Raw genomic sequence first — 25,381 nt, forward strand, 5'->3', positions numbered from 1 at the left:
CTGACAGAAGGACGCTGACCTGAGGGAATGTCCAGATGTCAGGTGTTGGACTTGAACATGGTACGCATCATCGAGGTACTCCTGGACATAGGCTCCCTGCCTGCGTTTTTGCAGGTCAAGGGCGGTTTCCCCTACCTTACAACGAGTCGCATGTCCGGTCAGCTTTCACCAGGTTTTTGAGGACTGATGCCGACCGATTGCCAACTTTTCTGACGCACCGTCAGGCAGGTTCCGAGGGGCTCGGCCGGCTCGCTCGCTCCCCCACCCCAACGACGACGCCAGCCTACGCAACGACCGTCGGCAGTCGTCCAGGACCACCTTCGCTGTGAGCGGATCCACGGCGGCGGGCCGACGGTCGGCACGCGCCTGCGCCTGGATACGGATCAACCCGCCCAGGCTGCGGCATCTAAGTGAGGGCAGACGGTGCGGATCTCCTTCAGTTCCGAGGCGTCCGCGGGGTGAGGTGCTGCGGGTTCGTCAGGGTCCATCAGACGACGCGTCGGGGTTTCGGCGCCGGCCTCGGTTGAGGCCGGGACGCGAAATGCACCCTTCCTCCCGGCGGCCCTGTGCGCCGCTCAGGCCACTGTGGCGAGTGCGCGGGTGGGCTGCGTCTGCTCGTAGGCGTGGCCGACCCGCAGGAGCGTGGGCTCACCGAGGGGCCGGCCGAGCAGTTGCATGCCGATCGGCATGCCCGCCGGGTCGTGGCCGACCGGAACGGTCAGGGCGGGTACGCCGGTGATGTTGGCGGGGGCGGACAGGCGGACGTAGGCGTCGGAGACACCCTCGACCGTGCCGTCGGGCCAGGTGACCGTCTCCTCGTCGGCCCCGACCGCGGGCATCGGCACGCTCGGGGCGGCGATCACGTCGACCTCCTCCAGCATCCGGGCCCACTCGGCGCGCATGAGCGTGCGGGAGCGTTGCGCGCGTACGTAGTCACCGGCGCTCATCAGCTCGCTCGCCTCCAGGAGGATGCGGACGTCCTCCTGGTACAGCTCGGGGACCGTGCGCAGGCTGCCTTCGTGGTAGGCGCCGGCTTCCGGAACCATCAGGCCCCACTGGGTGGCCTGGATGTAGCGGGTCATCGGGATGTCGACCTCGACGAGCCGCGCGCCCAGGGCTTCCAGCCGGCCGATGGCGCGGCGGACGGCGGCCTCCACATGCGGGTCGACGTTGTCGAAGTAGTAGGTGCGCGGCAGGCCGATGCGCAGCCCCGTCAGGTCCGTACCGGCGGCGGGCCGGTAGTCCGAGGCGGGTACGGACAGCGAGGCGGGGTCGCGCGGATCGCGTCCGGTCAGCGCGGTCAGGACCAGGGCCGCGTCCTCGACGGTGCGGGTCAGCGGACCGACGTGGTCCAGCGACCAGGACAGGGAGGTGATCCCGTGCCGGGGGACGAGACCGTACGTCGGCTTGAGGCCGACGACCCCGTTGAGCGCGGCGGGGACGCGGATCGACCCGCCGGTGTCGGTGCCCAGCGCGAAGGTCGCGGCGCCCGACGCGACGGCGACCGCGGAGCCGCCGCTGGAGCCACCGGCGACCCGGTCCCGGTTCCAGGCGTTGCGGGTCTGCGGGGTGGTCAGACCGAAGGCGAACTCGTGGGTGTGGGTCTTGCCGAGCAGGATCGCGCCGGCTGCGTCCAGACGCGCGGCCACCGTGCTGTCCGCTGTCGCGCGATGGCCGGCGCGGACCCGGGAGCTGGCCGTGGTGGCCATACCGCTGACGTCGATCAGGTCCTTGAGTCCCATCGGGATGCCGTGGAGCGGTCCGCGGTAGCGGCCGTGCGCCACTTCGTGTTCGGCTTCGCCCGCCGCCCGGCGCGCCTGCTCCGCGACGATCGTGACGTAGGCGCCGAGGTGCGGCTCCGTCTTGTCGATGCGGTCGAGGACGGAGTCGACCAGTTCGACGGGGGACATTCTCCGGGCACGTATCGCGTCCGCGGCGGCGGCGAGGGGCAGCTCAAACGGCTCCATCGTGCTTCTCCTCTCCCGCACGGTAGGCGGCGGCGGGCGGGACGTCCGCGAAGTCCAGCTCGCGCAGGACCACGACGACGCCGTGGATGTGGTTGGCGACCGCGGCGACCGCGGCGTGGCGCTCGGCGGGCAGCACGAGTCCGGCGCGGGCGGCCCAGCGGGCTGCCTCCGGTGGTGTGAGTTCGGTGGCGGGCATGGATGTTCTCCCTCTTGGTCGAGGCTGGAGGTTCGGGTTGGGTGATGCGGCTCGGTGATCCGGCTCGGTGATGCGGCGCTTCGTGCTACCGCTCTGTTCGGCGGGACCTGCGGGGCCGCCGGGCGGCGCCGGCCGTGTGGTCAGACCGCGGCGGCCGGGATCTCGGTGCCCGGCTCGGCGAGGAGCCGGTAGCGGCCGTTCGCACGGCGGACGGTGCCTGCGGTGGGCTGTGGGAAGTGCGTGCCCAGCAGCAGCGCGTCGGTGTCCGCCAGGGAGTCGAGCAGCTGGGTGCGGGTGCGCACCGCCTGGGCGGGGTCGATGTCGACGCAGCTGTGGAGGTGGGGGTGGGACAGCTGTACGGGGTGGTGGATGCTGTCGCCGGTGATGAGCGCCCGGCGGTCGCTGCCGCGCAGCTCCACGGCGACCTGTCCCGGGGTGTGGCCCGGGGCCGGGACCAGGAAGACGCCCGGCGCCACCTCGTGGCTCTGCTCGGGGACGTTCACGAGGTCGTACTGCCCGGCGTCGCGGACCGGGTGGACGGAGTCGCGGAACATCTGGGTGCGTGCCTCGTCCAGGTCGGTGGCGGCCCAGTGGTCCCATTCGGTGCGGCTGGTGAGGTAGCGGGCGTTGGGAAAGGTGGAGATCCAGTCGTGGCCCGCACGGCGGGTGTTCCAGCCGACGTGGTCGGTGTGCAGGTGCGTGGTGATGACCAGGTCCACGGACTCGGGTGCGAAACCGGCCGCCGCCAGCCGCGCCAGGAAGTCGGTGTCGAGACCGTTCCAGGCCGGGTTGGCTCGGGCCTTGCCGTTGCCGATGCCGGTGTCCACGACGATGCGCAGCCCGCCGGCCTCGACCGCGAAGCTGTGGCTCGCCAGGCGTGGGACTTCGGCGTCGGCGAAGTCGGGGCGCAGCCACGACGCCTCGTCCAGTACCTCCTTGGTGGCGCCCGGCAGCAGCCACGGTCCGGTCGCGCGCGGCAGTTCGATCTCGTCGACGCGGCGTATGGCGATGTCGCCGAGGCTCCATCCCGTGGCGGAGGAGGGAGTGGACTGACGGGGGGCGGCGGTGCTCATCGGTGGGTCCCTTTCGGTGGAAGTGAGTGGTGGGGTGGGTGGTGGGGTGGGCAGGCTCTGGTCAGGCCTTGTGCGGCAGGTGCGCGGCGCGGATCAGGCCGGTCAGGGTCAGCGCGACGACCGTTGCGCCGTAAAGGGCGACGGAGGCCTGCAGGCCGTACAGGTTGGTCAGCAGGCCGGCGAGGACGACCGGGATGCTCATGGCCAGGTAGCTGAGGGCGTAGTAGGTCGCGAGCGAGCCGGCGCGCTCGCCCGGGGCTGCCGGGCGCAGCACCAGGCGCAGGGCGCCCTGGGTGACGCCGCCGAAGCCCGCGCCCGCCAGAGCGGTGCCGGCGAACAGCGCGAGCAGGCTGTGCAGGTGAGGGGCTGCCAGGGTCAGCAGGGCCCCGGGGATCAGCAGCGCGGCGCCGGCCAGGCTCACGGTGCGGGCGGGCAGCGCCCGGGCCGCGTGTCCGGCGAGACCGGCCGCAGCCGTCAGGGTGAAGAAGACCAGTCCGCCCGTCGCGTGGGCGGCGTGCGGGGCGATGAGTCGGGCGAGCGAAGGCCCGAGCGAGGAGTAGAAGCCGCCCAGGGCCCAGGCGGCGACGATGCCGGGCGCAGCGAGCGCCAAGCCTGGCCGGGAAGCGGGCGCGACGGTGATCGTGGGGCGCAGGAGGTGCAGGAGGCGTATAGGGCGCCAGGTGCCGGACTCGGTGCGGGCCGTCTCAGGGGTGAGCCGTACCGCGGCCGCCTGCGCGATGAAGAGCACGAGCAGCAGCAGGTAGACGGTGCGGGTGGGTGCGGGCGCGTACTGCACGAGGGCGGTGGAGACCAGCACCCCGACTGCCATGCCGGCCACGGGCATGATGCCGTTGGCAACCGCCGCCCGTCCCGGGCGGTCGGGGGCCTCGAAGTCGAGCAGGGCGGCTCCGGCGGCGCTCGTGGCCACACCGGTTGCCAGGCCCTGCAGGCTACGGCCGGCGATCAGCTCCGGCACCCCCTGCGCGGCGGCGGAGACGGCCATCGCGACGGCCTCAGCCAGCAGCGCCCCGGCGAGGACCGGGCGCCGGCCCAGGTGGTCCGAGAGCGTGCCCGCGGTGAGCAGTGCCACCAGCAGGGCGAGCACGTAGGCGCTGAACACGACCGTGAGCGTCATGGCCGAGAAATGCCAGGCGGCCTGGTAGAGCGCGTACACGGGCGTCGGCGCGCTGGATGCGGCCAGCAGAGCGACCAGGGTCGAGGCGTGGAGCCGGAAGGCACCGCGACGGCCCAGTACCGGCAGGCGGCGGCGGAACCGTAAGGCTGTGACGCTGGCCATGGGAACACTCCGACCTTTAAGGCGAATGCTTTGCGTTAAGCACCCTAGGCCGACACCCGCTCGAAACGCAAATACTTAGCTTTTACGCGCCCGGGGAGAGCTCGCTGCGGCCGAGCGCCGCCGCCACGAGGCGCGCGGTGTACGCCTCAGACAGAGCCGAGGGGCGGAACAGGATCCGATACATCAGAGGGGCGACAACGACGTCCAGCAGCGTCTCCACGTCCGGCACCGCCTCCCCGCGCCCGGCCGCGCGCACACCGATGGCCTTCAGCTGCTCGGCCGCGTAGTCGGAGCAGCGGGCCGCGTTGCCCTGCTCGGGGTCGCCGAGCAGGGTGTCCCGGATGTACGTGCGTCCGGCCGTCGAGGACATCTCCTCGGCGAACTGCACGGTCCACGCCTCCAGGTCCGCCCGCAGGCTGCCGCAGTCGGCCGGCGGCGCATCCGGGCGCAGCCGCTCGACAGCCACGTCGGACAGCAGTGCCCGCAGGTCACCCCAACGCCTGTAGACGGTGGAGGGCGTGACCCCGGCACGGGTAGCGATCAGGGGCACGGTCAGCGCGTCGCGCCCCACCTCCGCCTCCAGATCACGGACGGCCTGGTGTACGGACTGCTGGACGCGGGCACTGCGCCCGCCGGGGCGTGGGGTCGCTTGGGCACTCATGGGGACAGCCTAATGCTAAGAAATTGCGTCTGGCCGGACGTCGGCGCGATCAGGCCGTCACGAACGCTGATCCCGATCGGCCGGTCCGGACCCGGCCGGTAGGCCGCGGGCGTACCGGCCGGCCCTGGCTTCCGTCGCGGCCGGGCGAGCTTTCAGCTGCCCGCGGGAGTCGACCTCCGGGCGCCTTCTCAAGGTTCCTGCCGGCCACCGCCCCTATTAACAGGAACCTTGAGATCGGACTACTGCCGAAAGGCGAGGAAGTTGCCGCCGCCTTGCTCCAGACCCTCGTCATCGAGCCGCCTTGCTCCAGACCCTCGTCATCGAGGGGATGACGGCACCCGTGTCGTCGGCGGGCGGTCGGCGGACAGCAGGAGGATGAACGCGGTCACGGGGACCGCCGGAGCCCAGGAGAGTGGCGACGCCACGACGCCACGCGGCCTTTCACCCGTCCGCCCCTCCAGCCCAGTGGCGGGGCTCTTCGCAGGAACCACCGGTGGGAGCCGTCCGGAGCCACCCGGACGACCACCGGCCCGGTTCCCCGTTGTCACGCCCGGAGGTCAGCATTGACGGAACGAGTCCGTCACCCCCCGCGGCCCGCTCCGGCGACCGGGGCGCGGGGGACCCGCGGGGCGGCGCATGAATATCTGTGCTCGCGGGATGAGAATTTCGCGGATCGTGCACCGAGGGTTTTCTCACGGCTCCGAAGAGGTCGCTGACATTTACTGCACGGGCCACCATGCCGTGCTACTGTCGATCTCAGTTGCAGTTGTGGTTCCCAAGATTTCAAGCGCCCGGTCGGACTTCACGTCCACTTCCAGCGCTTGTGTATTTCCGGTCCTTCCGGTCCGGCGGGGCAATCATCGCGGCGACACGAGATCCGCACGTTGCGGATCGCGTTGTACTGCCCCAAAGGAGATTTGACATGGCTACTGGTACCGTGAAGTGGTTCAACGCGGAAAAGGGTTTCGGCTTCATCGAGCAGGACGGTGGCGGCGCTGACGTGTTCGCCCACTACTCGAACATCGCCGCCCAGGGCTTCCGCGAGCTGCAGGAAGGCCAGAAGGTCAGCTTCGACATCGCGCAGGGCCAGAAGGGCCCGACGGCCGAGAACATCGTTCCCGCCTAATATCGGCGCGCACTTCGCAGCTGGGGCCCGCATCCCTCGGGGTGCGGGCCCCAGCTGTGCTTTTTCCCCGCAGTGAGTTCACCTGCGGGACGCACCCGGGATTCCGCGGCCCCTCCGCGCGATAATCCTCATCCGGGGCGCCGGTCTTGGCGCCGCGTCCCCGTTTCCAGCGCCTGAGTCCGCACTGATTTCCGTCCGGCCAGATTCGCTTTCATGTTCCGTCCGGCCCATTCTTGCAGTTCTCCGCGCGTTCGCCGCTGCGGGAATTCCTTGATATGCGCCGCATTCGAGGAAGGTTCCGTATGAACCGCGCACGCACGAACAATCGCTCCTCCGCCTCCTCCTCCCGCACCGGCGGGAGCCGGTTCGGCTCGGGGGCCACCGGCCGTTCGGGTGGTCAGCCCCGTTCCGGTGGTCAGGCCCGTTCCGGCGGCCAGGCCCGCCCGGGAGGACAGGGCCGTTCCGGCGGCTACGGGCGCCGGCCCGCCGCCGTACAGGGCGAGTTCGCCCTCCCCCGGACGATCACCCCCGCGCTGCCCGCCGTGGAGGGGTTCGCCGACCTCGACATGCCCGCCCCGCTGCTCGTCGCGCTCGGCGCGGAGGGCGTGAGCGTCCCGTTCCCGATCCAGGCCGCGACCCTTCCGAACACCCTCGCGGGCCGCGACGTGCTCGGCCGGGGGCGCACCGGCTCCGGCAAGACCCTCGCCTTCGGCCTCGCGCTGCTCTCCCGTACCGCCGGACGGCGGGCCGAGCCGCGCCAGCCGCTGGCCCTGGTGCTCGTCCCCACTCGCGAGCTCGCCCAGCAGGTCACCGATGCCCTCGCCCCCTACGCCCGCTCGGTGAGGCTGCGGCTGGCCACGGTCGTCGGCGGCATGTCGATCGGCAAGCAGGCCGGCGCGCTCCGCGGCGGCGCCGAGGTGGTCGTCGCGACCCCCGGACGCCTCGCGGACCTCATCGAGCGCGGCGACTGCCGGCTCGACCAGGTGGACGTCACCGTGCTCGACGAGGCCGACCAGATGGCCGACATGGGCTTCATGCCGCAGGTCACCGCCCTGCTCGACCAGGTGCGACCGGGCGGCCAGCGGATGCTGTTCTCCGCGACCCTCGACCGCAACGTCGACCTGCTCGTGCGTCGCTACCTGAACGACCCGGTCGTCCACTCCGTCGATCCTTCGGCGGGCGCGGTGACCACGATGGAACACCACGTACTGCACGTGCACGGCGCCGACAAGCACGCCACGACCACGGAGATCGCCGCTCGCGACGGTCGCGTGATCATGTTCCTGGACACCAAGCACGCCGTCGACCGGCTGACCCAGGACCTCCTCAACAGCGGCGTACGGGCCGCGGCCCTGCACGGCGGCAAGTCCCAGCCGCAGCGGACCCGCACCCTGGCCCAGTTCAAGACCGGGCACGTGACCGTGCTGGTCGCCACCAACGTCGCCGCCCGCGGCATCCACGTCGACAACCTCGACCTCGTGGTCAACGTGGACCCGCCCACCGACCACAAGGACTACCTCCACCGCGGCGGACGCACCGCCCGCGCGGGCGAGTCCGGCAGTGTCGTCACCCTCGTCACCCCGAATCAGCGACGTGACATGACCCGCCTCATGGCCACCGCCGGCATCACCCCGCGGACCACTCAGGTCCGCTCCGGCGAGGACGAGTTGCGGCGCATCACCGGCGCCCGGACCCCGTCCGGCATCCCCGTCGTCATCACGGCGCCGGTGAGCGAGCGCCCCAAGCGCAGCGCCGCCTCGCGCGGCCGGCGCGGGCGCCCCTCGCAGGCCTCGCGCCGCGAGGGCCGGCGCCCGGGCACGTTCGACGCCGCGGCCTAGCCGCACCGCCCCCTTTCGCACTTCCCCTTTCCGCACGTCCCCCCTTCCCCCCTTCCTCCCGTGAGTGAGGCATCATGCGCTGTGTCATCGCCCGGTTCCCCTTCGACCTCACCAAGGCCGGTGTGCTGGAATCGATGAAGGGCGTCAAGCCCGAGACCCTCGTGGGCGAGTCGGTGGTCATCGGCCGTCGCGTCTACCCCGTCATGCAGGTGGGACAGGTCATCACCCGCCAGGACCGCCGCGATTTCAGCGCCGGCGAGGTCATCCGGGCCATGACCCGGCTCGGCTTCACCGTCCGCGGCCTGCCCGAGGCTCCCGCGGCTCCCGCGGCGGCGCTGAGCCCGCTCCAGCAGGCCTCCGCGATGCTCGGCAGCCCCGTCTTCGTCTGAGCGGCACGACGACACCGAAGGCCCCGACCGGACACACCGGTCGGGGCCTTCGCCGTGCACGGCGTCCGCGACCGCGGGCACCCGCCCACGGGGAAGCAAACACACCAGAACCGGCGGATGGTGTTCAATCTCCTCCGGGGCCCCGGTGCCGTACGGCACGAGGGCCCCTCGACGCGCTCCCGAGAAGGCGCGCTCCCAAGAAGAGGTGCAAATGACAGCGGACGATTCGCTCGACGGCCGGCTGGACGACGATGACTACCCCGCCTACACGATGGGCAGGGCCGCCGAGCTGCTCGGCACCACCCCCGGCTTCCTCCGTGCCATCGGCGAGGCCCGCCTGATCACCCCGCTCCGCTCGGAGGGCGGTCACCGCCGCTACTCCCGCTACCAGCTGCGCATCGCCGCCCGCGCCCGGGAACTCGTCGACCAGGGCATGCAGGTCGAGGCCGCCTGCCGCATCGTCATCCTCGAAGACCAGCTCGAAGAGGCCCAGCGGCTCAACGAGGAGTTCCGCCGCGCGGCGGGCACCCCGCCGCAGACGCCCGGCTGAGCCGACGGGGGGGGGTCAGAGGCGGTTGATGTAGAGGCCGGCGTCGATGGTGTGGTCGACGGTGCCGGGTGCGCCGGTGGTCACTTCGGCGGTGGCGTACTGGCCGGCGTTCGTGGTCTCGGGGACGGCGTCGGAGTCGATGTCCTTGGAGCCCGGACCGGCGCTCTGCACGGGCGACCAGATGAGGCCGCTCGCGGCGGGCGGACGGCGGGAGTTGATCACGCTGGTGTCGGCGGTGGACTTGTCGAAGCGGATCTTGTACTTGGTGTTGGGGCGGACGCCGTGTTCGGGCCCGAAGTAGTAGGCGCCGTCGGCGCCGGTGCGGACGGTGGCCATCAGGGTGCCGTCCTCGGCCAGGAGCTGGACGGTGACTCCGGGGATGCCCGGCTCGTCGTCGTCGACGCTCTGGGCGCCGCCCTTGTTGCGGTCGTACCAGACGCGGCTGCCGATCTGGACGGCCGGCTCGTCGCAGAGGACTTCGAGGTCGCCGAGGCCGTTGGCCTTGCCGAAACCGCCGTCGAGCGGGTCGTTGAGCTTCTGGATGGTGAAGCCGTGCTCGAAGGTGTTGGTGCCGCGGCTTCCGGTGGTGCGGTCGAAGAAGCCGATGCCGCCGGTCCATGCCTGGTTGGTCGGGTCCAGGGCGGTGCCGGCCAGGCGGCCCTCGCGCAGCGAGAGGCCGATGGCGCCCTGGGCCACCTCCTGGTGGACGTTGGGCCAGTTCTCACCCGGGTAGAACTCGACGACGTTGGCGGCCTGGCCGCCGTTGGGGCGGGTGGCGGCGTTGTTCGGGCAGTTCCCGGTGCCCTCCCACTCGAAGGATCCGTCCGGCTTGATGCAGGCCCGGTTGAGGTCTCCGCCCGAGATGGTGGAGTGCAGCCCGCCGTAGGCCGGGTTGGGGTGATCCATCTGGAAGCCGGTCATGTCGGCGAAGCGGTCCCGGAAGCCGAGGACCATGTCGCCGTTGCTCTCGATGGCGATGTCGCTCAGGATCGGCTCGGGGTGGGCGACGATCTGGTTCGGCTGCGGGAAGGTGGCGGCGCCGGTCGTCCACGGGTACCAGCGGTTGGACGAGGGGGTGCCGACGGAGGCCTCGCCGCGCGGGAAGTTCAGGGTCTTGGTGAGGATCGGCGCCGCCGCGAAGGTCGCGGTGACGGGGTTGTACGCCCACACCGCCGCTTTGAGGTCGCTCGCGTTCTGCGAGGACTCGGCCGAACAGGTGCCGCCGACGTACACGACTCCGTCGCGCACACCGAGGCCGAAGGGCCTCCAGTCGCTCGCGGCCCGGCAGCCCGGGTCGGGGACGGCCACGGAGGTCACCGGCGCCGCGGCGGTCGGCTGCCCGGCGTCGTACGTGTACAGGCGGCGGTCGTTGAGGTTGACGACGTAGAGCTGCTGGTCGTTCTCGGAGATGTCGATGTCGCCGAGGGATTCCTTGCCGACCACGCCGACGAAGGGCCCGTCGAGGCGGACGGAGTTCTGGTGCGCGGTGGTTCCGGCGCCGGGGACGGTGGTGAACAGGGTCGTGGCGCCGCCGCTGCGGGGGGTGACGTAGACGGCGCCCTGGCCGCCCGGGCCGTAGACGGTGTGCCGCTTGGCGTGGGCGCCGGTGAAGATGCGGCGCTGCTGCCTGTGGTAGGCCACGCCGTAGGTGTTGCCGGTGTCGTCGCGCGTGGCGAGGGTGGTGGTGTTGCCGCTGTTGCTGTCGCCGCGTTCGTCGAAGTTGAAGGTCACCGTGGTGCGCACGCCGCCGGACTTGGTGGCGGCGACCTGGCAGACGGTGCTCAGCCGGGGGTTGTCCTCGCACCAGTCGGACGGGTTGCGCACGCCCATGGTGAGCTCGGCGTCCCCGTCGATGACGTCGATGACGGTGGCGTTCGACGCGAGGCCGCCGGCGGCGCCGAAGGTGGGCTGGAGGAAGGATCCGCCCGGCATCTTCATCCGGACGTAGTACTTGCCGCCGGTGAGGACGGTGTTCGGCGGGAAGACCGCGATGCCGTCGGGTCCGGTCACGCCGGTGACCTGGTTGCCGTCGACGTCGGTCAGCTCGACGGTGATACCGGCCGCCGGGCGTTCGGTCGCGCTGTCGTAGCGGCCGTTGGTGTTGGAGTCCCGGATGACTTTGATGCGGACGGTGCCGTCGCTGGGATCAGCGCCGGCGGCGGGCTGCTGGAGCACGCCGGTGGTCAGGGCCAGGCCGGCGGCCAGTGCGACCAGGGCCTTCCTCAGGGCTTTCAAGACACTCCTCCGTATTACGCAGAGTAGCCATAAACACGTTGAGTGACCATGGTTCCGCGTGGCCGACGCCCCCGGAAGGCCGTGGCGGGTGATTCGCACTATTGAGTGACCCGTCCCACCACGGGGTGGTTTCTGAAGAACGGATTCATCCCGGCTCCCCCAAGAGGTCACCGCCAAGGGGCCGTTCGGGTGTGAAGGCCCGCGGGACGAAGAAGGCTCCGGACGCGGTGGCGGTCACGAACCGCATCAGGTCGTCGCCGTCGTCCAGGCGCCGCTGCGTGGCCGTGAAGGTCCGCAGCCGGCGCTGGAAGCTGACGAAGAGCAGCCCCTGGTCCTCGGGGCCGTTGCGGTAGCTGTATCCCCGGCGGAGCATCCTTCCGCTGCCCGTGGCGTTGGGATTGGCCCGCCGGGCGTGCGCCATGGCCGGCACCAGGTACCGGCCGCGCGCCGTCTTCGCCGACAGGTCGAGCCGGTCCAGCGCCGCCCCGCCGCTGAGCGGCGCGCCGTCCGCCCTGCGACGGCCGATCGCCTCCTCCTGCCGGGTGGCGGGCTGGGCCAGGAATCCGGAGACGTCGATGCGCAGCCGCCGCACGACGGCGACCGTCCCGCCCGCGAGCGGGCCCGGGCCGTCCAGCCATACCTCGCGGTCCAGTTCGGGGCGCGTGCGGGGGTTCTCGATCCCGTCCGGGAAACCCAGCAGGTTGCGGACCGGGCCGCCGCCCGGCGGCCGGAAGCCCGCCTGCGACCAGCGGCCCGACGCGCCCTCGGCGGCGAGGGCCCCGGCGAGCCGCGCATCGGCGAGGGCGACGGCGTCCGGGTCGCTCGCGCACACCTGCACCAGCAGGTCACCGCCCCACGCCCGGGCCGTCCGCTCCTCACGGGCGAAGGGGGGCAGTTGCAGCCCGCCCGGCAGGCCCTGCCCGGCGGATCCGAGCAGGCGCGGCCCCAGCCCCACGGTCACGGTCAGGTCCCCGGCCGGCGCGGCCGCCGCCCCGCCGGGCTTCCCGGCCAGCTCCACGAGAACCTCGGCCAGCCGGGCGGCCACCCGCACGGAACCGGCCTCCTGCGGCAGTTCGTACACCGACACCACCGCGTGGGTCTGCGGCTGCGCCGGGCGGTCCACCCCGGGCTGGCGCGCGCCGACCGGAGCGGACGCGCCGTGCGCGGACGCCTCCCGAGCGGAGGCCTCCTGCGATGGCGTACGCGGCGCCGGGAGGGCGGGCGTCCGGGCTCCGGGCCGACAGGCGCTCAAGGCCGCCGCGACGGGGAGCGCGCCCAGCAGGGACCGGCGAACCATCGAGGGGTTGTCACTCTGCGTGGTCATGTGAGTACTCTACGCAGCACCGGTTGTGCCGCCGGTCTTCATGCCCGCCCCGGACGAGGACGTCCCACCGTGCCCGTTTCCCGCTCCCCGCACCGACTCCGACTCGCCGCCGCCCTCCTCGCCTGCGCGGTGGCGACCGCCTGCGCCGCCGGGACCGGCGGTTCCGGCGACGACGCCCCGCGCGGCCCGGTCACCATCCGCGTGCCCGCCGAGGCCCCGACCATCACCGCCGCACTCGCACGGGCCCGCCCCCACGACCTGGTGCTGGTCTCCCCGGGCCGGTACCGCGAGACCGTACGGGTCGCCACCCGCCAGGTCACCCTGCGCGGCACCGACCGCAATCGGGTGGTCGTCGACGGCGAGGGACGGCGCGGAAACGGCATCGTGGTCACCGCGCCCGGAGTCACCGTCGAGAACCTCACCGTCCGCAGCCACCTGCAGAACGGCGTCCTCGTGACGGGGCTGAAGAAGGGCGACGAGGGCATCGGACGCGGCAGCGACGGCTACCACCGTCTCGATCCGGTGGCCGACCCCCCGCTCGACGGCTTCCGCGTCCGCTACGTCACCGCGGCGGACAACGGCCTGTACGGGATCTACGCGTTCAACGCCCGCCACGGCACCATCGAGCACAACTACGCCTCCGGCAGCGCCGATTCCGGCATCTACGTCGGCCAGTGCAAGCCGTGCGGAATCCTCGTGCGCGGCAACACCGCCGAACGCAACGCCGTGGGCTACGAGAACACCAACGCCAGCGGCCCCCTGTGGATCGTCGGCAACCGCTTCACCGGCAACCGGGTCGGGATGACCATCGGCTCCGACTACCTCGAAGCCCTCACCCCCCAGTCCGGAGCCACCGTCGCGGGCAACCTCATCGCCGGCAACTCCGCGGCCGACACACCCGAACAGGCCGACGGCGGCTACGGGATCGGCGTCGGCATCGCCGGGGGCCGCGACAACACCGTCACCCGCAACCGCATCACCGGCCACCCGCGGGCCGCCCTGGTCCTCACCGCCAGCGAGGACCTGCCCCCCGTCGGCAACCGGATGACGGACAACGTCTTCGCCTCCAACGCGCTCGACGCCGCCTACCTCGCCCCGGCGCACGCCCCCGGGAGCGGCAACTGCTTCACCGGCCCCCTGGGACCCGTCCTGCCCGCGGACCTCGCGACGGCCATGGCCTGCCCGGCGACCGCGGTGGCCGCCCCCGGGCACCAGGGGGCCCTGGACACCCCGCCCGCGCCTCCCGGCCTGCCGTTCCTCGACGTCGCCCTGCCCCCCGCGCAGCCCCAGCTGCCGGACGCCGCCACCGCGCCCGCCTCGCCGTTCGGCGGCGCTCCGGCCCCCGTCGACCCGGCGGACCTCCCCGTGCCCACAGCCACCTTCCTCGCCGACCGCAGCCGGGACCACCGATGAACCGCCGCACCGTACTGCTGTCGCTGGTGTCCCTTCCGGCGCTGACGGCCTGCTCCGCCGCCGACGATCCCAAACCCGCCGCGCCCCGGCCCCTCAGCGCCGAGGAAGCCGACCGCCTGGCCCTGGCCCGGTTCACCGCGTACCGCCGCGGCACCGGCGAGGTCACCGCCACCATCCCGTCCCGCGGCAGGACCATCACCCTCACCGGGCGCGTCGACTGGCGCCGCCACCGCGGGTACGCGGAGATCCACGACGACGCCGGGCCCCCGGCCCGGGAGCTCGTGCACTGGACTCCCCACCACGTCGCCGCCCTTCCCCGGTGGACCGGAGGGCTTCCGGACCGGCCGCCCGCCTCCGGCTGGGAGGTCCACCCGCTCCCTCCGCACGGCTCCGCGCTGGATTCCGTACTGCTGCTCCTCCTCAACCTCGGCGCCGACCGGCCCGACAACGCCCAGCTCCTGGCCCGCAGCGATGCGCGCCGGGTCCGCGACGACCGGATCGGCGATGTCCCCGTCCTCGTCGCCGCCGGTCCGGGAGCCCCGGGTGCCCCCGTGGCAGGGGGGCGGCTCGGCAACACGCGCTACTGGATCGACGGCGAGGGCCGCCTTCTGCGCTTCCAGGCCAGGGTCGGCGGCGAGGTCCAGTGGGCCACCGCCGATCTCCCCGCGACCGGGGCCTCCAAGCCCCTCCCCGATCCGCCGTCGCAGCTGACGGGTGCGACGGCGGGTGCGGCGCCGGGTCCGGCCCGGTGATCACGGCCGGCGTCAGTTCCTGCGGGTCAGATCTCCGCTGAGGCCGTCCTGGGTGACGTGCAGGGAACCGTCCTGGTTGAGGGTCACGATGCTGTAGCCCGGAAGCTGGGTGCAGCCGCTGATGCCGGAGAGCGGGACCGGCTTGAGCACCAGCCTGGCGTCGGTCGCGCTGACGAGGGTGGCCTCGCCGGTGCAGACGACCTTCCCGGTGCCGGTTCCGCCGTCGGTCTCGGTGGTGGTGATGGGGTCCCCGACCACGCCCTGGACCAGGGTGACCCGGACCGCCATCGACACTCCGGCCGGGGAGTTCACCTTGCCGGCGAAGACCCCGACGAAGGCCTTCGGCACGGCCCCGGCAGGAGCCGCGCCACCCCCGCCCGAGGACGAGGACGAGGACGAGTCCGAGGACGAGGCCGCCGTCGTCGGCGGGGACGGGTTCGCGGCAGGGGTGGCCGCCGATCCGCCGGACCGCCCGTCGGCGCTGTCGCGGCCGCCCCCGCCCGTGGCCTGCCAGGCCACCAGGCCCGCCAGCGCCGCCGTCACCACCCCGATCACCACCAGGGCGAGCAGCCTGCCCGCCCACCGGCGGGGCGCAGCCGGCCGGGCCCCCGTGTACGGGTAGCGGCCTGGCGGTGTGGCCGGCGCGGGCAGGTGTGCGTACGGCGGAGCGGGCGCGTGACCGCCGGAGTGCTGCGGGCCGGACGGGCCGGGCAGGCCGGGCGGGCCGGGCGGGCCGGGCGGGCCGAAGCCACCCGGCGCGGGGTAGGGCACCGTGCCCGCCGGGGGCGGCAGCGGCGCGGTCATGGCGGTGGGCGGGTCCGGCGGCGCCGGCGGGACGGCCTGCGTGTCGGCCGCCTGACCCTCCAGGTCGAGGAGTTCCACCGCCGCCCGCGCCACCGCGTCCGAGACGTTCCGCGGCAGCCAACCGCGTTCGCCGAGGCGGGTGCCCTCCGCCCCGATCCCGTCCAGCCGCCGGCGCAGCTCTCCGGGCGTCAGCCTGCGACCGGGGTCCTTCTCCAGGCAGCCGCGTACGAGGTCACGCAGCTCTCCGCCGATCCCGCCGAGTTCGGGCTCCTCGTGGACGATCCGGTAGAGCAGCACGGCCGCGCTGTCCTTCTCGCCGAACGGGGCCGTCCCCGTCGCCGCGAAGGCCATCACGGCACCGAGCGCGAACACGTCCCCGGCCGGCCCGGTGGCATCGCCGCGGGCCTGCTCGGGGGACATGAAACCGGGCGAGCCGACGACGTACCCGGACCGGGTGAGGACCGAGGTCACGTCCAGGGCCCGGGCTATGCCGAAGTCGATGAGCCGCGGACCGTCCAGGGCCAGCAGTACGTTCGAGGGTTTGACGTCCCGGTGGACCAGCCCCAGTTCGTGCACCGCGCCCAGCGCCTCGGCGAGTCCGGCGCCCAGGACCCGTACCGCGTCCGGCGGCAGCGGGCCGAACCGCCGGACGGCGGCGGACAGCGAGGGCCCGGCGACATAGCCGGTCGCCACCCATGGCTGCCCGCCCTCGGTGTCGGCGTCCAGCACCGGGGCGGTCCAGCGGCCACCGACCAGGCGTGCCGCGGCCACCTCCTGCCGGAACCGCTGCCGGAACTCCGGGTCCGCCGCGTACTCGGAGCGGACCGTCTTGACGGCCACGGTCCGCCCGCCCGCCGTGCGCCCGAGGAAGACCTGTCCCATCCCACCAGCACCGAGCCGCGCCACCAGTCGGTACGGGCCCATGCGCAGCGGATCACCCGGTGCCAGTCTCTCCAAGGTCTGTCGCTCCTCAGCTGGTTGTGACACAGGCCGCGATCGTAGCCAGCAGCCGGGAGCCGGTCCATCACTTCTCCTTCACACCCTCCACACGAGCGATGCTCACCCCCGGCGGTGGCGGACGAGGGGGCCGGGGTGGACGGCAGTGTCACGGGGTTCGTCGAGTGGTGCCTGCGGGGGTGAGGGGTCCGCGTCCGGCCGCCCCCGCTGCCGACAGCCCGCAGAGGTTGGAAGATGGAATATGAGCAACTACCTGGGGGCCCTCCGGCGCCGGCTGCTCCGCTCGGCCCCGAGCCCCTCCGCTCCGCCCCGGCCTCCCCCCTCCGCAGACGGCCGGGAGCACCAGGAAGGGCAGGAGCACGCCCCGTCCCCCAAGGGAGTGTCGCAGCGGCCCCAGCGCCTGTCCGCCCTGCTGAGCGCGCGCAGCGTGGCCGGTGAGGTGTTCCTGCTCCAGCTGGCCGTCGTGGTGGTCCTCGTCGCCGCGGCGGTCCTGGCGCTCGTGGTGCAGGCCCGCAGTTCCGCCATGCTGGACGCCCGGCACCGTACCCTCGCCGCCGCCGGAACGTTCGCGGAGTCCCCCGGGATGGTCGCCGCCCTGCACAGCGCACACCCCAGCGCGGTACTCCAGCCCAGCGCCGAGGCGGCCCGGAAGATCGCCGGGGTCGACGGTCTGAACGTGTACACGCTCGACGGGGTCACCCTCGCCCACAGCGACCCGAAGCAGATCGGCAAGCGCGTCGTCGGCCCGTTCGCCACGGCGGCGGCCGGCAGGTCGTTCACCGAGACGTTCGCCGGGTCCCTGGGGCAGTCCGTGGTGTCCGTGGTCCCCGTCAAGGACGCCCGGGGCAACGTCATCGCCGTCGTGTCCTCCCCGGTCACGGTCCAGAACGTCCAGAGCATGGTGAACGGGCAGCTCCCGGTCGTCCTCGGCAGCGCGGCCGGGGTGCTCGTCCTGTCGGCGGGCGGCACCGCCCTGGTGAGCCGCCGGCTGCTGCGCCGGACGCACGGCCTGGGACCGGCCGAGATGACGAGGATGTACGAACACCACGACGCGGTACTGCACGCCGTCCGGGAGGGCGTGCTGATCGTCGGGGACGGCGGTCGGCTGCTGCTGGCCAACGACGAGGCGCGCCGACTGCTCGATCTGCCGGGGGACGCGGAGGGGCGCCCCCTCGCCGACCTGGGCCTGGAGGAGGGGATCGTCGCACGGATCACGGCGGGCCGGACCGCGACCGACGAGGTGCACATGGCGGCCGACCGGCTCCTGGCCGTGAACATCCGGCCCACCGCCCCGTACGGCTCCGCCGGCACCGTCGTCACGCTGCGGGACACCACCGAGCTGCGGGCGCTGTCCGGCAAGGCGGAGGTGGCCCGCGAGCGGCTGAACCTGCTCTACGACGCCGGAGTGCGGGTGGGGACGACCCTGGACGTGGAGCGCACCGCGCAGGAGCTGGCGGAGGTGGCGGTCCCCCGGTTCGCCGCCGTGGTCACGGTCGACCTGCTGGAGCCGGTGCTGCGGGGCGAGGAGCCGCCCGAGACGACCACGGAGATGCGCCGGACCGCCGCCGTCGGCCTCCGGGGCGACCACCCGCTCTACCCCGTGGGGCGGCTGATCCGGTTCGTTCCCGGCAGCCCGATGGCCGTCGGGCTGGCCGGCGGCCGCGCGGTCCTGGAGGCGGACCTGCGCGCCACCCACCACTGGCGGGCCCAGGACCCGGCCAACGCCGAGCGGATCCTGGAGCGCGGCATCCACTCCCTGATCGCCGTGCCCCTGCGGGCCCGTGGCGTCGTGCTGGGGATGGCCGGCTACTGGCGGGGGCCGGACTCCCCCGCGTTCGACCAGGAGGACGTGTCCTTCGCCGAGGAGCTGACCGCACGGGCCGCGCTGTCCGTCGACAACGCGCGCCGCTACACCCGCGAGCACACGGTGGCCGACACCCTGCAGCGCAGCCTGCTGCCCCGCGGGGTGCCGGAGCAGTCCGCCGTCGAGGTCGCGCACCGCTACCTGTCCGCGCAGGCCGGGGTGGGCGGCGACTGGTTCGACGTCATCCCGCTGCCGGGCGCCCGGGTGGCGCTGGTGGTCGGCGACGTCGTCGGCCACGGTCTGTACGCCGCCGCCACCATGGGCCGCCTGCGTACGGCCGTGTACAACTTCTCCACCCTGGACCTGCCCCCGGACGAGCTCCTGAGCCACCTGGACGAGCTGGTCGCCCACATCGACACCGATCAGCAGGAGTGGCAGGGGATCACCGGGGCCACCTGCCTGTGCGCCGTCTACGACCCCGTCTCGGGGCAGGTGACGGCCGCCACCGCCGGCCATCCGGGCCCCGCCCTGGTGCACCCCGACGGCACCGTGTCCTTCCCCGAGGTGCCGGTCTCCCCGCCGCTGGGGCTGGGCGAGGGCCTGCCGATGGAGAGCGCGGAGCTGACCCTGCCCGAGGGCTCCCTGCTGGCGCTCTTCACCGACGGGCTGATCGAGGGCCGCGGCCGCGATCCGGACGCGGGCCTGGCGGCGCTGCGCGGCGCCCTGTCCGGGCCCGCCCGTACTCCGGAGGAGACCTGCACCGCGGTGATCGAGGCGGTGCTGCCCACCCGGCCCAGCGACGACATCGCGCTGCTGGTGGCCCGTACCCGCAGGCTGGACCCGGCGCGGATCGCCGAGTGGGACGTGCCCCCCGACCCGGCGGAGGTGTCCCGGGTGCGCAACGCCTGTGCCCGCCGGCTGGCGGAGTGGGGCCTCGACGACATCGCCTTCACGACGGAGCTGATCCTCAGCGAACTGATCACCAACGCCATCCGCTACGGAACCGAGCCCATCCGGGTGAGGCTGCTGTACGACCGGGGCCTGATCTGCGAGGTTTCCGACGGGTCGAGCACCTCCCCGCACCTGCGCCGGGCCGAGGACACCGACGAGGGCGGGCGCGGGCTGTTCCTCGTCGCGCAGTTCGCCCAGCGCTGGGGCACCCGGTACACCGCTCGCGGCAAGATCATCTGGAGTGAGCAGGCCCTCCACGAGGGAGCCGCGGAGTCCGCTGCGGCCGCGGCCCTCCCGGAGGAGGTGCTCCTGGCCGAGTGGGACCAGGAGCCCCTCTGAACACGCGGCGGGGCAGCGGGCGGGGCAGCGGCACCCTCGTCTGGAACTGCGCTGCCGGGGCCATCGAACGTACGCTGGTCTCGACCGGTATGCGATCGCCCGCCATGGAGCCTTAGTGCCCGCACCCCGTCTCCGGACAGCCGTCGTCGGAGTCTGCCTCGCCTTCGTGGTGGCGCCCCTCGGCGGCTGCGGAGACAAGCCCACCGCCGTGCCCCGCACACCTGCGGCGGCCACCTCCGCCGCGGACGCCGGCGGTATGGCGGCGCTGACCGCGGCGGCGAAGAAGGAGGGGGCGCTCAACACGATCGCGCTCCCGAGCGACTGGGCCAACTACGGCGCGCTGATCGACGGCTTCGAGAAGAAGTACGGGATCAAGGTCACGGTGGAGAGCCCGGAGGGCAGCAGCCAGGACGAGATCGACGCCCTGAAGCAGCACAGGGGCGACGGACGCGCCCCCGACGTGGTCGACGTGGGGGGCTCCTTCGCCCGGTCCGCGGCCCAGCAGGGCCTGCTCGCACCGTACGAGGTCGCCCGGTGGGACGACATTCCCGCGGACCAGAAGGACCCGCACGCCCTCTGGTACGACAATTACGGCGGCTACATCTCGATCGGCTGTGACGCCAAACGCGTCAAGACCTGCCCCGCGACCTTCGCCGATCTGCGCAAGCCCGAGTACAAGGGCAAGGTCGCGCTCAACGGTGACCCGAGGAAGTCGGGCTCCGCCTTCGCCGGCGTGTACGCGGCGGCGCTGGCGAACGGGGGGTCCTTCGACGACATCCAGCCCGGTATCGACTTCTTCGCCGAGCTCAGCAGGAACGGCAATTTCATCCCGGTCGAATCCACCCCGACGACGATCGAGAACGGCCGGACCCCGATCAGCATCGACTGGGACTTCCTCAACCTCGGATACGCCGACGAGTTCCGCAAGAAGGGCGCGGACGTGGACTGGCGGACCGCCATCCCCTTCGACGGCAGCTTCGCCGAGTACTACGCCAACGGGGTGAGCAAGGACGCCCCGCACCCGGCGGCGGCCCGCCTGTGGCAGGAGTACCTCTTCAGCCCGGAGGGCCAGAACATCAGGCTCGGCGCCTACGCGCGCCCCGTGCTCATGGACGCCATGGCGAAGGACGGCACCCTCGACAAGGCCGCCGCGGGGAACCTGCCGACGGTCGAGGGCACGCCGTCGTTCCCGACGGATGCGCAGCGGCAGAAGGCGCAGGAGACCGTCGACCGCAACTGGGCCAAAGCCGTCCCGGGCTGAGGGCGTGCTTGCGAGCGTGCGGGCTTGCGGGGGCGTGCGGGCTTGCGGGCTTGCGGGCTTGCGGTCATTCCTTGCTGCGGAGCTCGTCGATCTGCTTCTCGAAGGCCTTTGTCTCCGCGATCAGGTGCTCGCGCGCGTCCTTCTGCTCCTCGTCGCCCCTGCTCTTGAACCCCTCGGTGAAATGGGGCTGCAGCTGGGTCCACCAGCCGTGGTCCAGCATCGCCCAGGACTGGGGGCAGAGTGGGGCGCGGGTCCTGGGCAGGTAGCCGGTGGCGACCAGGGGGGCGTGGAACTTCTTCGGGTCGCTCCCCTCCAGGTAGCAGAGGAAGGTGAAGACCCGTTGCTGGGTGACGGGGTGGTCGCTGGAGAGCCCCTCCAGGGTCAGCGCGCCCTCCCCGCGGGCGATCTCGTCGAAGAGGAGCGCGGCCGCCAGCGTCGGACCGGCCCCCACCTGGTTGACGGTGGAGAACGACGCGTACCCGTCGGCCGCGTCCTCCTCCAGGCCCAGGTTCGCCAGCATCAGCTGGCGCTGCAGGGCATGTCCCATCTCGTGGCCGAACACGAACTGCGTCGACAGCGCCGTCAGGTCGTCGGCGTTGAACCGGTCCGCGGGGAGCAGGGCGGGACGCTTGACGGTCTTGACCACGTTGCCGAGGGCCTTCTCGATCCCGGTCAGGAACGCCGCCGTCACGAAGATCGTCCTGCCGTCGGGCTGGGTGACCGCGTCCGTGACCCCGGGCGGGACCTTGCCGGTGACCTTCACGACCAGGTCGTGCGGGAGGACGAGCGCCTCGTTCACCCAGTCGGCGGTCTGCTCCAGCACACCGGACTTGCGGACCACGTCCACGGCGTGCCGGTCCTCCGGCTTGATCGTGTCGTCCTCGTAGACCACGGTGACCTCGCCGCCCGCGGCGGCCGCGCCGCCGTCGGCGCCGCACGCGACGGCGCCGAGGCCGACGGCGAGCAGCAGCGCCCCCGCGCAAGCGCTCCGCAGCACGGCCGGGTACCCACCGGCTCTCAGCACCCGGCCCGACTCCTCTCCCTGGTCAGGACGCGGCGGCGGGCCCGCCCGCACCCGAGGGGGAGCCGGCCCCGACACGCGGATTATGACCGAAGGGGACGGCTGTTGAAGGGTCGAACCGCGGCAAGGTAGCAGTCTTTCGAGGACTTGCCCGGATGTTTATCCGATGGTGATGGTCCTTCCTCCGTGACGCCACACCGGGCACTAGCGTCCCGTGGCACCCCCAGGAGAGCCGGATGTGCGGGGTGCACCGCACGGCACGAACAGCCGGCCGGCACGGCCCCGGCTCTCCCGCAGGACCACGGAGCAAGGAGGCAATGTGCTGTCATTCCGGCGGCGATCCGGCAGCGGCTTGTCGGTGGCCACGAAGTACACGATCGGAAGCGGCCTGGTCATCACCGCCCTGGCCGTCACGCTGATCGCGCTGCTGATCCCCGTGGCCAAGTACGGCGACCGCGCATCGGCGGCCACCACGGGGGCGGCGGCGCCGGCGGCGGGGGTCGTGGACGACGGCGCCGGGATCATGAGCACGGCGTACGGGCCCCTGACCCCCACCGACCGGGACTTCGTGCGCAAGGTCCGCCTCGCCGGGCTCTGGGAGCTGCCCGCGGGGCGGCAGGCCCAGCAGCGCGGAACGCGCCCCTCCGTGCGCACGGCCGGGGAGCACCTCGTCATGGGCCACACCGACCTCGACCGCCAGGTCCTCCAGGTCGGCCAGGCCCTCGGCATCGACCTCCCCGACCGGCCCAACCCGCAGCAGCAGGGCTGGCTCGACCAGATGACGGCCGCCCAGGGCAACGAGTACGAGCGTTTGTTCGTGCAGCTGCTGCGCCGGGCGCACGGAAAGGTGTTCCAGCTGGTGGCGCAGGTCCGGGCGCAGACCCGGAACTCCATGGTGCGGGCCCTGGCCACCTCGGCCAACACCACGGTCCTCGACCACATCACGGTCCTGGAGGAGAGCGGGCTCGTCGACTTCGACTCGCTCTCCGACGCGAGCCCCGCCCCGTCCTCCCCCTCCTCCCCGCTCCAACAGGGGGCGTCGTCCCCCTCCTCTGTCCGATCGACGAAGTGAAGTGATCTCATGGGTCAAAAGGGCCACAGGCGCCCCCGGTTGAAACTGCTGGCCGCGGCGTGCGCGCTGGTACTGGGCGGCGGCGGGGTCGCCGTCGTCGCGGGCAACGCGAACGCCGGCCAGGACTCCGGCCGCACCGGCGAGGTGACCGCCACCATCGACTGCCCGGACGTGGGCGACCGGCTCACGGACGTACCCGACCAGGCGCGGGCCGAGGTCGACCAGAACCTCGCCCAGCTCGACGGCCAGGTCGCCGACGCCTACCGGCAGCTCGCCGCGGGGCAGGTGAGCAAGAAGAAGGTCCAGAAGGACGCCCTCCTGGGCCGGCTCAAGGACCAGCGCGCCACCACCATCCGGCGGGTGTCCGACGTGATCGGCCGCTCCGCCGGACGCCCCCAGGGGCTGGACGCGCTGAGCGGATGCACCATGAAGGAGGCTCCCGCCGAAGCCGACCCCGGTGTCGGCGCGGCGGCCGACGCGGCGGTCGCCGCCGCGGCCGACCCGGCGCGCGACCCCGACGCCGCGCGCAGCATCGGGCAGAAACGGGGGCCCGCCCAGAGCGACTTCGTCAACATCGCCAAGGTACGGCCGAACGTGAACGCCCCCGCCGCCGGGCGCGGCGCCTCCACCGGCTCGTTCTCCTCCCAGTGCGGGCGCAACGAGAACGGCCACTTCAACCCCGACAACGTCATCGTCGCCCCCGGCGTCTCCAACGGCGCCCACCACATGCACGACTACGTGGGCAACAAGACGACCGACGCCTTCTCCTCCAACAACAGCCTCGCGGCGTCCGGCACGACCTGCGGCAACGGCGACCAGTCCGCCTACTACTGGCCGGTGCTGCGGCTGCGCGACGGCAAGGCGGAGAAGGACGCCAAGGCCCCGGGCGGCGGACAGGACGCCAACGTGGGCACGATCCTGCGGCCGAAGCAGGTCACGATCGATTTCAAGGGGAGCCCCGTCGGCCAGGTCAAGGCGATGCCGCGGTTCCTGCGCATCATCACGGGTGACGCGAAGGCCTTCACCAACGGCACCGCCAATGCCAACGCCTCCTGGAGCTGCACCGGTTTCGAGGACCGGCAGCTCAAGGACAAGTACCCGATCTGCCCCAAGGGCAGCGACGTGGTGCGCACCTTCACCTTCCAGAGCTGCTGGGACGGCCGCAACATCGACAGCGCCAACCACCGTACGCACGTGGCCTTCGCGGACAAGGCGGGCCGCTGCCCGAAGGGTTTCGCCGCGATCCCGCAGCTGGTGCAGCGGATCACCTACGGGGTCGCGCCCGGCGCGCGCTTCGCGGTGGACAGCTTCCCGGAGCAGCTGCACAAGCCGGTGACCGACCACGGCGACTTCATCAACGTCATGTCGAACGGGCTGATGGCCCAGGCGGTGAACTGCATCAACGGCGGGCGCACCTGCCGCTGACGCCGTCCGGGGCGTACGGGCGCCGACCCGGGGCTGGTCCCGGGCCGGCGCCCGTACGCCCGTACCCGTACCCGTACCCGTACCCGTAGCCGTTCCCGGACGGGTGCCGAAGCGGCGAGGAGGAGTGCGATGCCCGGCTCACGCGACACCGTGGACGCGGAACTCACCCGGCGCCTGCGGCTGCCCGGCGGCGCTGCCGAGGAGGCGGCCGTGCGCGAGCTCCTCTACCGGCGCCACCGGCGCGCCGCCCTCGCCTACGCGCGCACCTGCTGCCGTACCCCGCAGGACGCCGAGGACCTGGTGTCGGAGGCGTTCCTGCGGACCTTCCAGGCGGTCCGCTCCGGGAACGGGCCCCGGGGGCCCTGGCGCGCGTACCTGCTGGCCGTGGTCCGGCACACGGCGATGGAGTGGAGCGATCTCGCCGGACGGACCCTGCTGACCGCGGACTTGGACTCCTGGTGCCGGCCGGCGCCCGGCGGCAGCGACCCGCAGGGACAGGTGATGGCCGACGAGGACCGCCGGCTCGTGGCGCGCTCCTTCCGGGCGCTGCCGGCGCGCTGGCAGCTCGTCCTGTGGCACACGCTGGTGGAGGAGGAGTCCCCGCACCGGATCGCGGCGCGGCTGGGCATCACCCCGAGCGCGGTGACCTCTCTGGCGTTCCGGGCCCGCGAAGGGCTGCGGGAGGCGTACCTCGGCGCCCATCTGCACGCGGCGACGGGCGACGGGCGGTGCGGCCACTACAGCGGCATGCTCGGCACGGCGGTCCGGCGGGGCGCGGCGCAGCGTCCGGGCGGGCTGGTCCGCCACCTCGCGGGGTGCGGCCCCTGTGCGCGCGCCTACGCGGAACTGCTGGACCTCAACGCGACGCTGCGCGGCGCGCCGGCGCCCGTACCGGCGTAGGCCGTTCGCCGCTCCGGCGCCCGGGC

The 25,381-nt window shown here is 72.8% G+C and carries 20 protein-coding genes; 11 read left to right on the forward strand and 9 right to left on the reverse strand.

Going from position 1 to position 25,381, the window contains the following annotated elements:
• Positions 1 to 575: 575 nt before the first annotated feature.
• The 5 genes from SLAV_RS06545 to SLAV_RS06565 all read right to left on the reverse strand — a co-directional run bounded on the left by SLAV_RS06545 (position 576) and on the right by SLAV_RS06565 (position 5,194).
• Complete coding sequence (locus tag SLAV_RS06545) at positions 576 to 1,967, reverse strand: amidase (protein ID WP_030224338.1); 1,392 nt, start codon at positions 1,965 to 1,967, stop codon at positions 576 to 578.
• Positions 1,954 to 2,163: a hypothetical protein gene (locus SLAV_RS06550; protein WP_030224341.1), complete on the reverse strand. Its 210-nt coding sequence runs from the start codon at positions 2,161 to 2,163 to the stop codon at positions 1,954 to 1,956. The genes SLAV_RS06545 and SLAV_RS06550 overlap by 14 nt, the downstream gene beginning before the upstream one ends.
• A gap of 140 nt (positions 2,164 to 2,303) precedes the next feature.
• Positions 2,304 to 3,236, reverse strand: a complete 933-nt coding sequence (locus tag SLAV_RS06555; protein WP_030224343.1) for an MBL fold metallo-hydrolase — start codon at positions 3,234 to 3,236, stop codon at positions 2,304 to 2,306.
• A gap of 61 nt (positions 3,237 to 3,297) precedes the next feature.
• The gene (locus tag SLAV_RS06560; protein WP_030224345.1) at positions 3,298 to 4,533 is read right to left on the reverse strand and encodes an MFS transporter; all 1,236 of its coding nucleotides are present in this window, start codon (positions 4,531 to 4,533) and stop codon (positions 3,298 to 3,300) included.
• Positions 4,534 to 4,615: 82 nt separating this feature from the next.
• Positions 4,616 to 5,194, reverse strand: coding sequence for a TetR/AcrR family transcriptional regulator (locus SLAV_RS06565; protein ID WP_030224349.1), 579 nt, complete (start codon positions 5,192 to 5,194; stop codon positions 4,616 to 4,618).
• A gap of 922 nt (positions 5,195 to 6,116) precedes the next feature.
• Here SLAV_RS06565 and SLAV_RS06570 point away from each other — a divergent pair.
• The 4 genes from SLAV_RS06570 (at position 6,117) to SLAV_RS06590 (ending at position 9,097) form a co-directional block, all read left to right on the forward strand.
• Positions 6,117 to 6,320, forward strand: a complete 204-nt coding sequence (locus tag SLAV_RS06570) for a cold-shock protein (RefSeq protein WP_030224351.1) — start codon at positions 6,117 to 6,119, stop codon at positions 6,318 to 6,320.
• Between the two features lie 302 nt (positions 6,321 to 6,622).
• Positions 6,623 to 8,158, forward strand: coding sequence for a DEAD/DEAH box helicase (locus SLAV_RS06580; protein ID WP_030224353.1), 1,536 nt, complete (start codon positions 6,623 to 6,625; stop codon positions 8,156 to 8,158).
• Between the two features lie 74 nt (positions 8,159 to 8,232).
• Positions 8,233 to 8,547, forward strand: coding sequence for an SCO5918 family protein (locus SLAV_RS06585; RefSeq protein WP_030224356.1), 315 nt, complete (start codon positions 8,233 to 8,235; stop codon positions 8,545 to 8,547).
• 211 nt (positions 8,548 to 8,758) lie between these two features.
• Positions 8,759 to 9,097, forward strand: a complete 339-nt coding sequence (locus SLAV_RS06590) for a MerR family transcriptional regulator (protein ID WP_030224359.1) — start codon at positions 8,759 to 8,761, stop codon at positions 9,095 to 9,097.
• Positions 9,098 to 9,112: 15 nt separating this feature from the next.
• On the opposite strand, the gene SLAV_RS06595 is transcribed toward SLAV_RS06590, so the two are convergent.
• Positions 9,113 to 11,332: an SdrD B-like domain-containing protein gene (locus SLAV_RS06595; protein ID WP_051840075.1), complete on the reverse strand. Its 2,220-nt coding sequence runs from the start codon at positions 11,330 to 11,332 to the stop codon at positions 9,113 to 9,115.
• Positions 11,333 to 11,477: 145 nt separating this feature from the next.
• Complete coding sequence (locus tag SLAV_RS06600; protein ID WP_199922101.1) at positions 11,478 to 12,656, reverse strand: Dyp-type peroxidase; 1,179 nt, start codon at positions 12,654 to 12,656, stop codon at positions 11,478 to 11,480.
• 69 nt (positions 12,657 to 12,725) lie between these two features.
• Here SLAV_RS06600 and SLAV_RS06605 point away from each other — a divergent pair, with 69 nt between their 5' ends.
• Positions 12,726 to 14,069, forward strand: a complete 1,344-nt coding sequence (locus SLAV_RS06605; protein ID WP_030224367.1) for a right-handed parallel beta-helix repeat-containing protein — start codon at positions 12,726 to 12,728, stop codon at positions 14,067 to 14,069.
• On the forward strand, positions 14,066 to 14,821 hold the full coding sequence (locus SLAV_RS06610) for a hypothetical protein (protein ID WP_051840080.1): 756 nt from the start codon (positions 14,066 to 14,068) through the stop codon (positions 14,819 to 14,821). Before SLAV_RS06605 ends, SLAV_RS06610 begins: the two co-directional genes overlap by 4 nt.
• Before the next feature lie 12 nt (positions 14,822 to 14,833).
• Here the strand turns inward: SLAV_RS06610 and SLAV_RS06615 are convergent, their stop codons facing one another.
• The gene (locus SLAV_RS06615) at positions 14,834 to 16,582 is read right to left on the reverse strand and encodes a serine/threonine-protein kinase (RefSeq protein WP_078950039.1); all 1,749 of its coding nucleotides are present in this window, start codon (positions 16,580 to 16,582) and stop codon (positions 14,834 to 14,836) included.
• 241 nt (positions 16,583 to 16,823) lie between these two features.
• Here SLAV_RS06615 and SLAV_RS06620 point away from each other — a divergent pair, with 241 nt between their 5' ends.
• Together SLAV_RS06620 and SLAV_RS06625 are read left to right on the forward strand one after the other, a co-directional pair.
• A complete protein-coding gene (locus SLAV_RS06620) occupies positions 16,824 to 19,676 on the forward strand; it encodes a SpoIIE family protein phosphatase (protein ID WP_078950040.1) in 2,853 nt (950 codons plus the stop codon).
• 115 nt (positions 19,677 to 19,791) lie between these two features.
• Complete coding sequence (locus SLAV_RS06625) at positions 19,792 to 20,937, forward strand: ABC transporter substrate-binding protein (RefSeq protein ID WP_030224375.1); 1,146 nt, start codon at positions 19,792 to 19,794, stop codon at positions 20,935 to 20,937.
• 64 nt (positions 20,938 to 21,001) lie between these two features.
• Here SLAV_RS06625 and SLAV_RS06630 read toward each other — a convergent pair whose 3' ends face one another.
• The gene (locus tag SLAV_RS06630; RefSeq protein ID WP_234333333.1) at positions 21,002 to 21,961 is read right to left on the reverse strand and encodes a DUF4344 domain-containing metallopeptidase; all 960 of its coding nucleotides are present in this window, start codon (positions 21,959 to 21,961) and stop codon (positions 21,002 to 21,004) included.
• 316 nt (positions 21,962 to 22,277) lie between these two features.
• Between SLAV_RS06630 and SLAV_RS06635 the strand changes: the two genes are divergently transcribed.
• The 3 genes from SLAV_RS06635 to SLAV_RS06645 all read left to right on the forward strand — a co-directional run bounded on the left by SLAV_RS06635 (position 22,278) and on the right by SLAV_RS06645 (position 25,355).
• Entirely contained in the window at positions 22,278 to 23,030 is a 753-nt protein-coding gene (locus SLAV_RS06635) for a DUF4142 domain-containing protein (protein WP_234333335.1), read from the forward strand.
• Between the two features lie 9 nt (positions 23,031 to 23,039).
• Positions 23,040 to 24,455, forward strand: coding sequence for a DUF1996 domain-containing protein (locus SLAV_RS06640; RefSeq protein ID WP_030224384.1), 1,416 nt, complete (start codon positions 23,040 to 23,042; stop codon positions 24,453 to 24,455).
• A gap of 129 nt (positions 24,456 to 24,584) precedes the next feature.
• Positions 24,585 to 25,355, forward strand: a complete 771-nt coding sequence (locus tag SLAV_RS06645) for an RNA polymerase sigma factor (RefSeq protein WP_051840089.1) — start codon at positions 24,585 to 24,587, stop codon at positions 25,353 to 25,355.
• The last annotated feature ends 26 nt before the right edge of the window (positions 25,356 to 25,381 follow it).

The organism is Streptomyces lavendulae subsp. lavendulae (genome assembly GCF_002803845.1).
GTDB classification, from domain to species: domain Bacteria; phylum Actinomycetota; class Actinomycetes; order Streptomycetales; family Streptomycetaceae; genus Streptomyces; species Streptomyces lavendulae.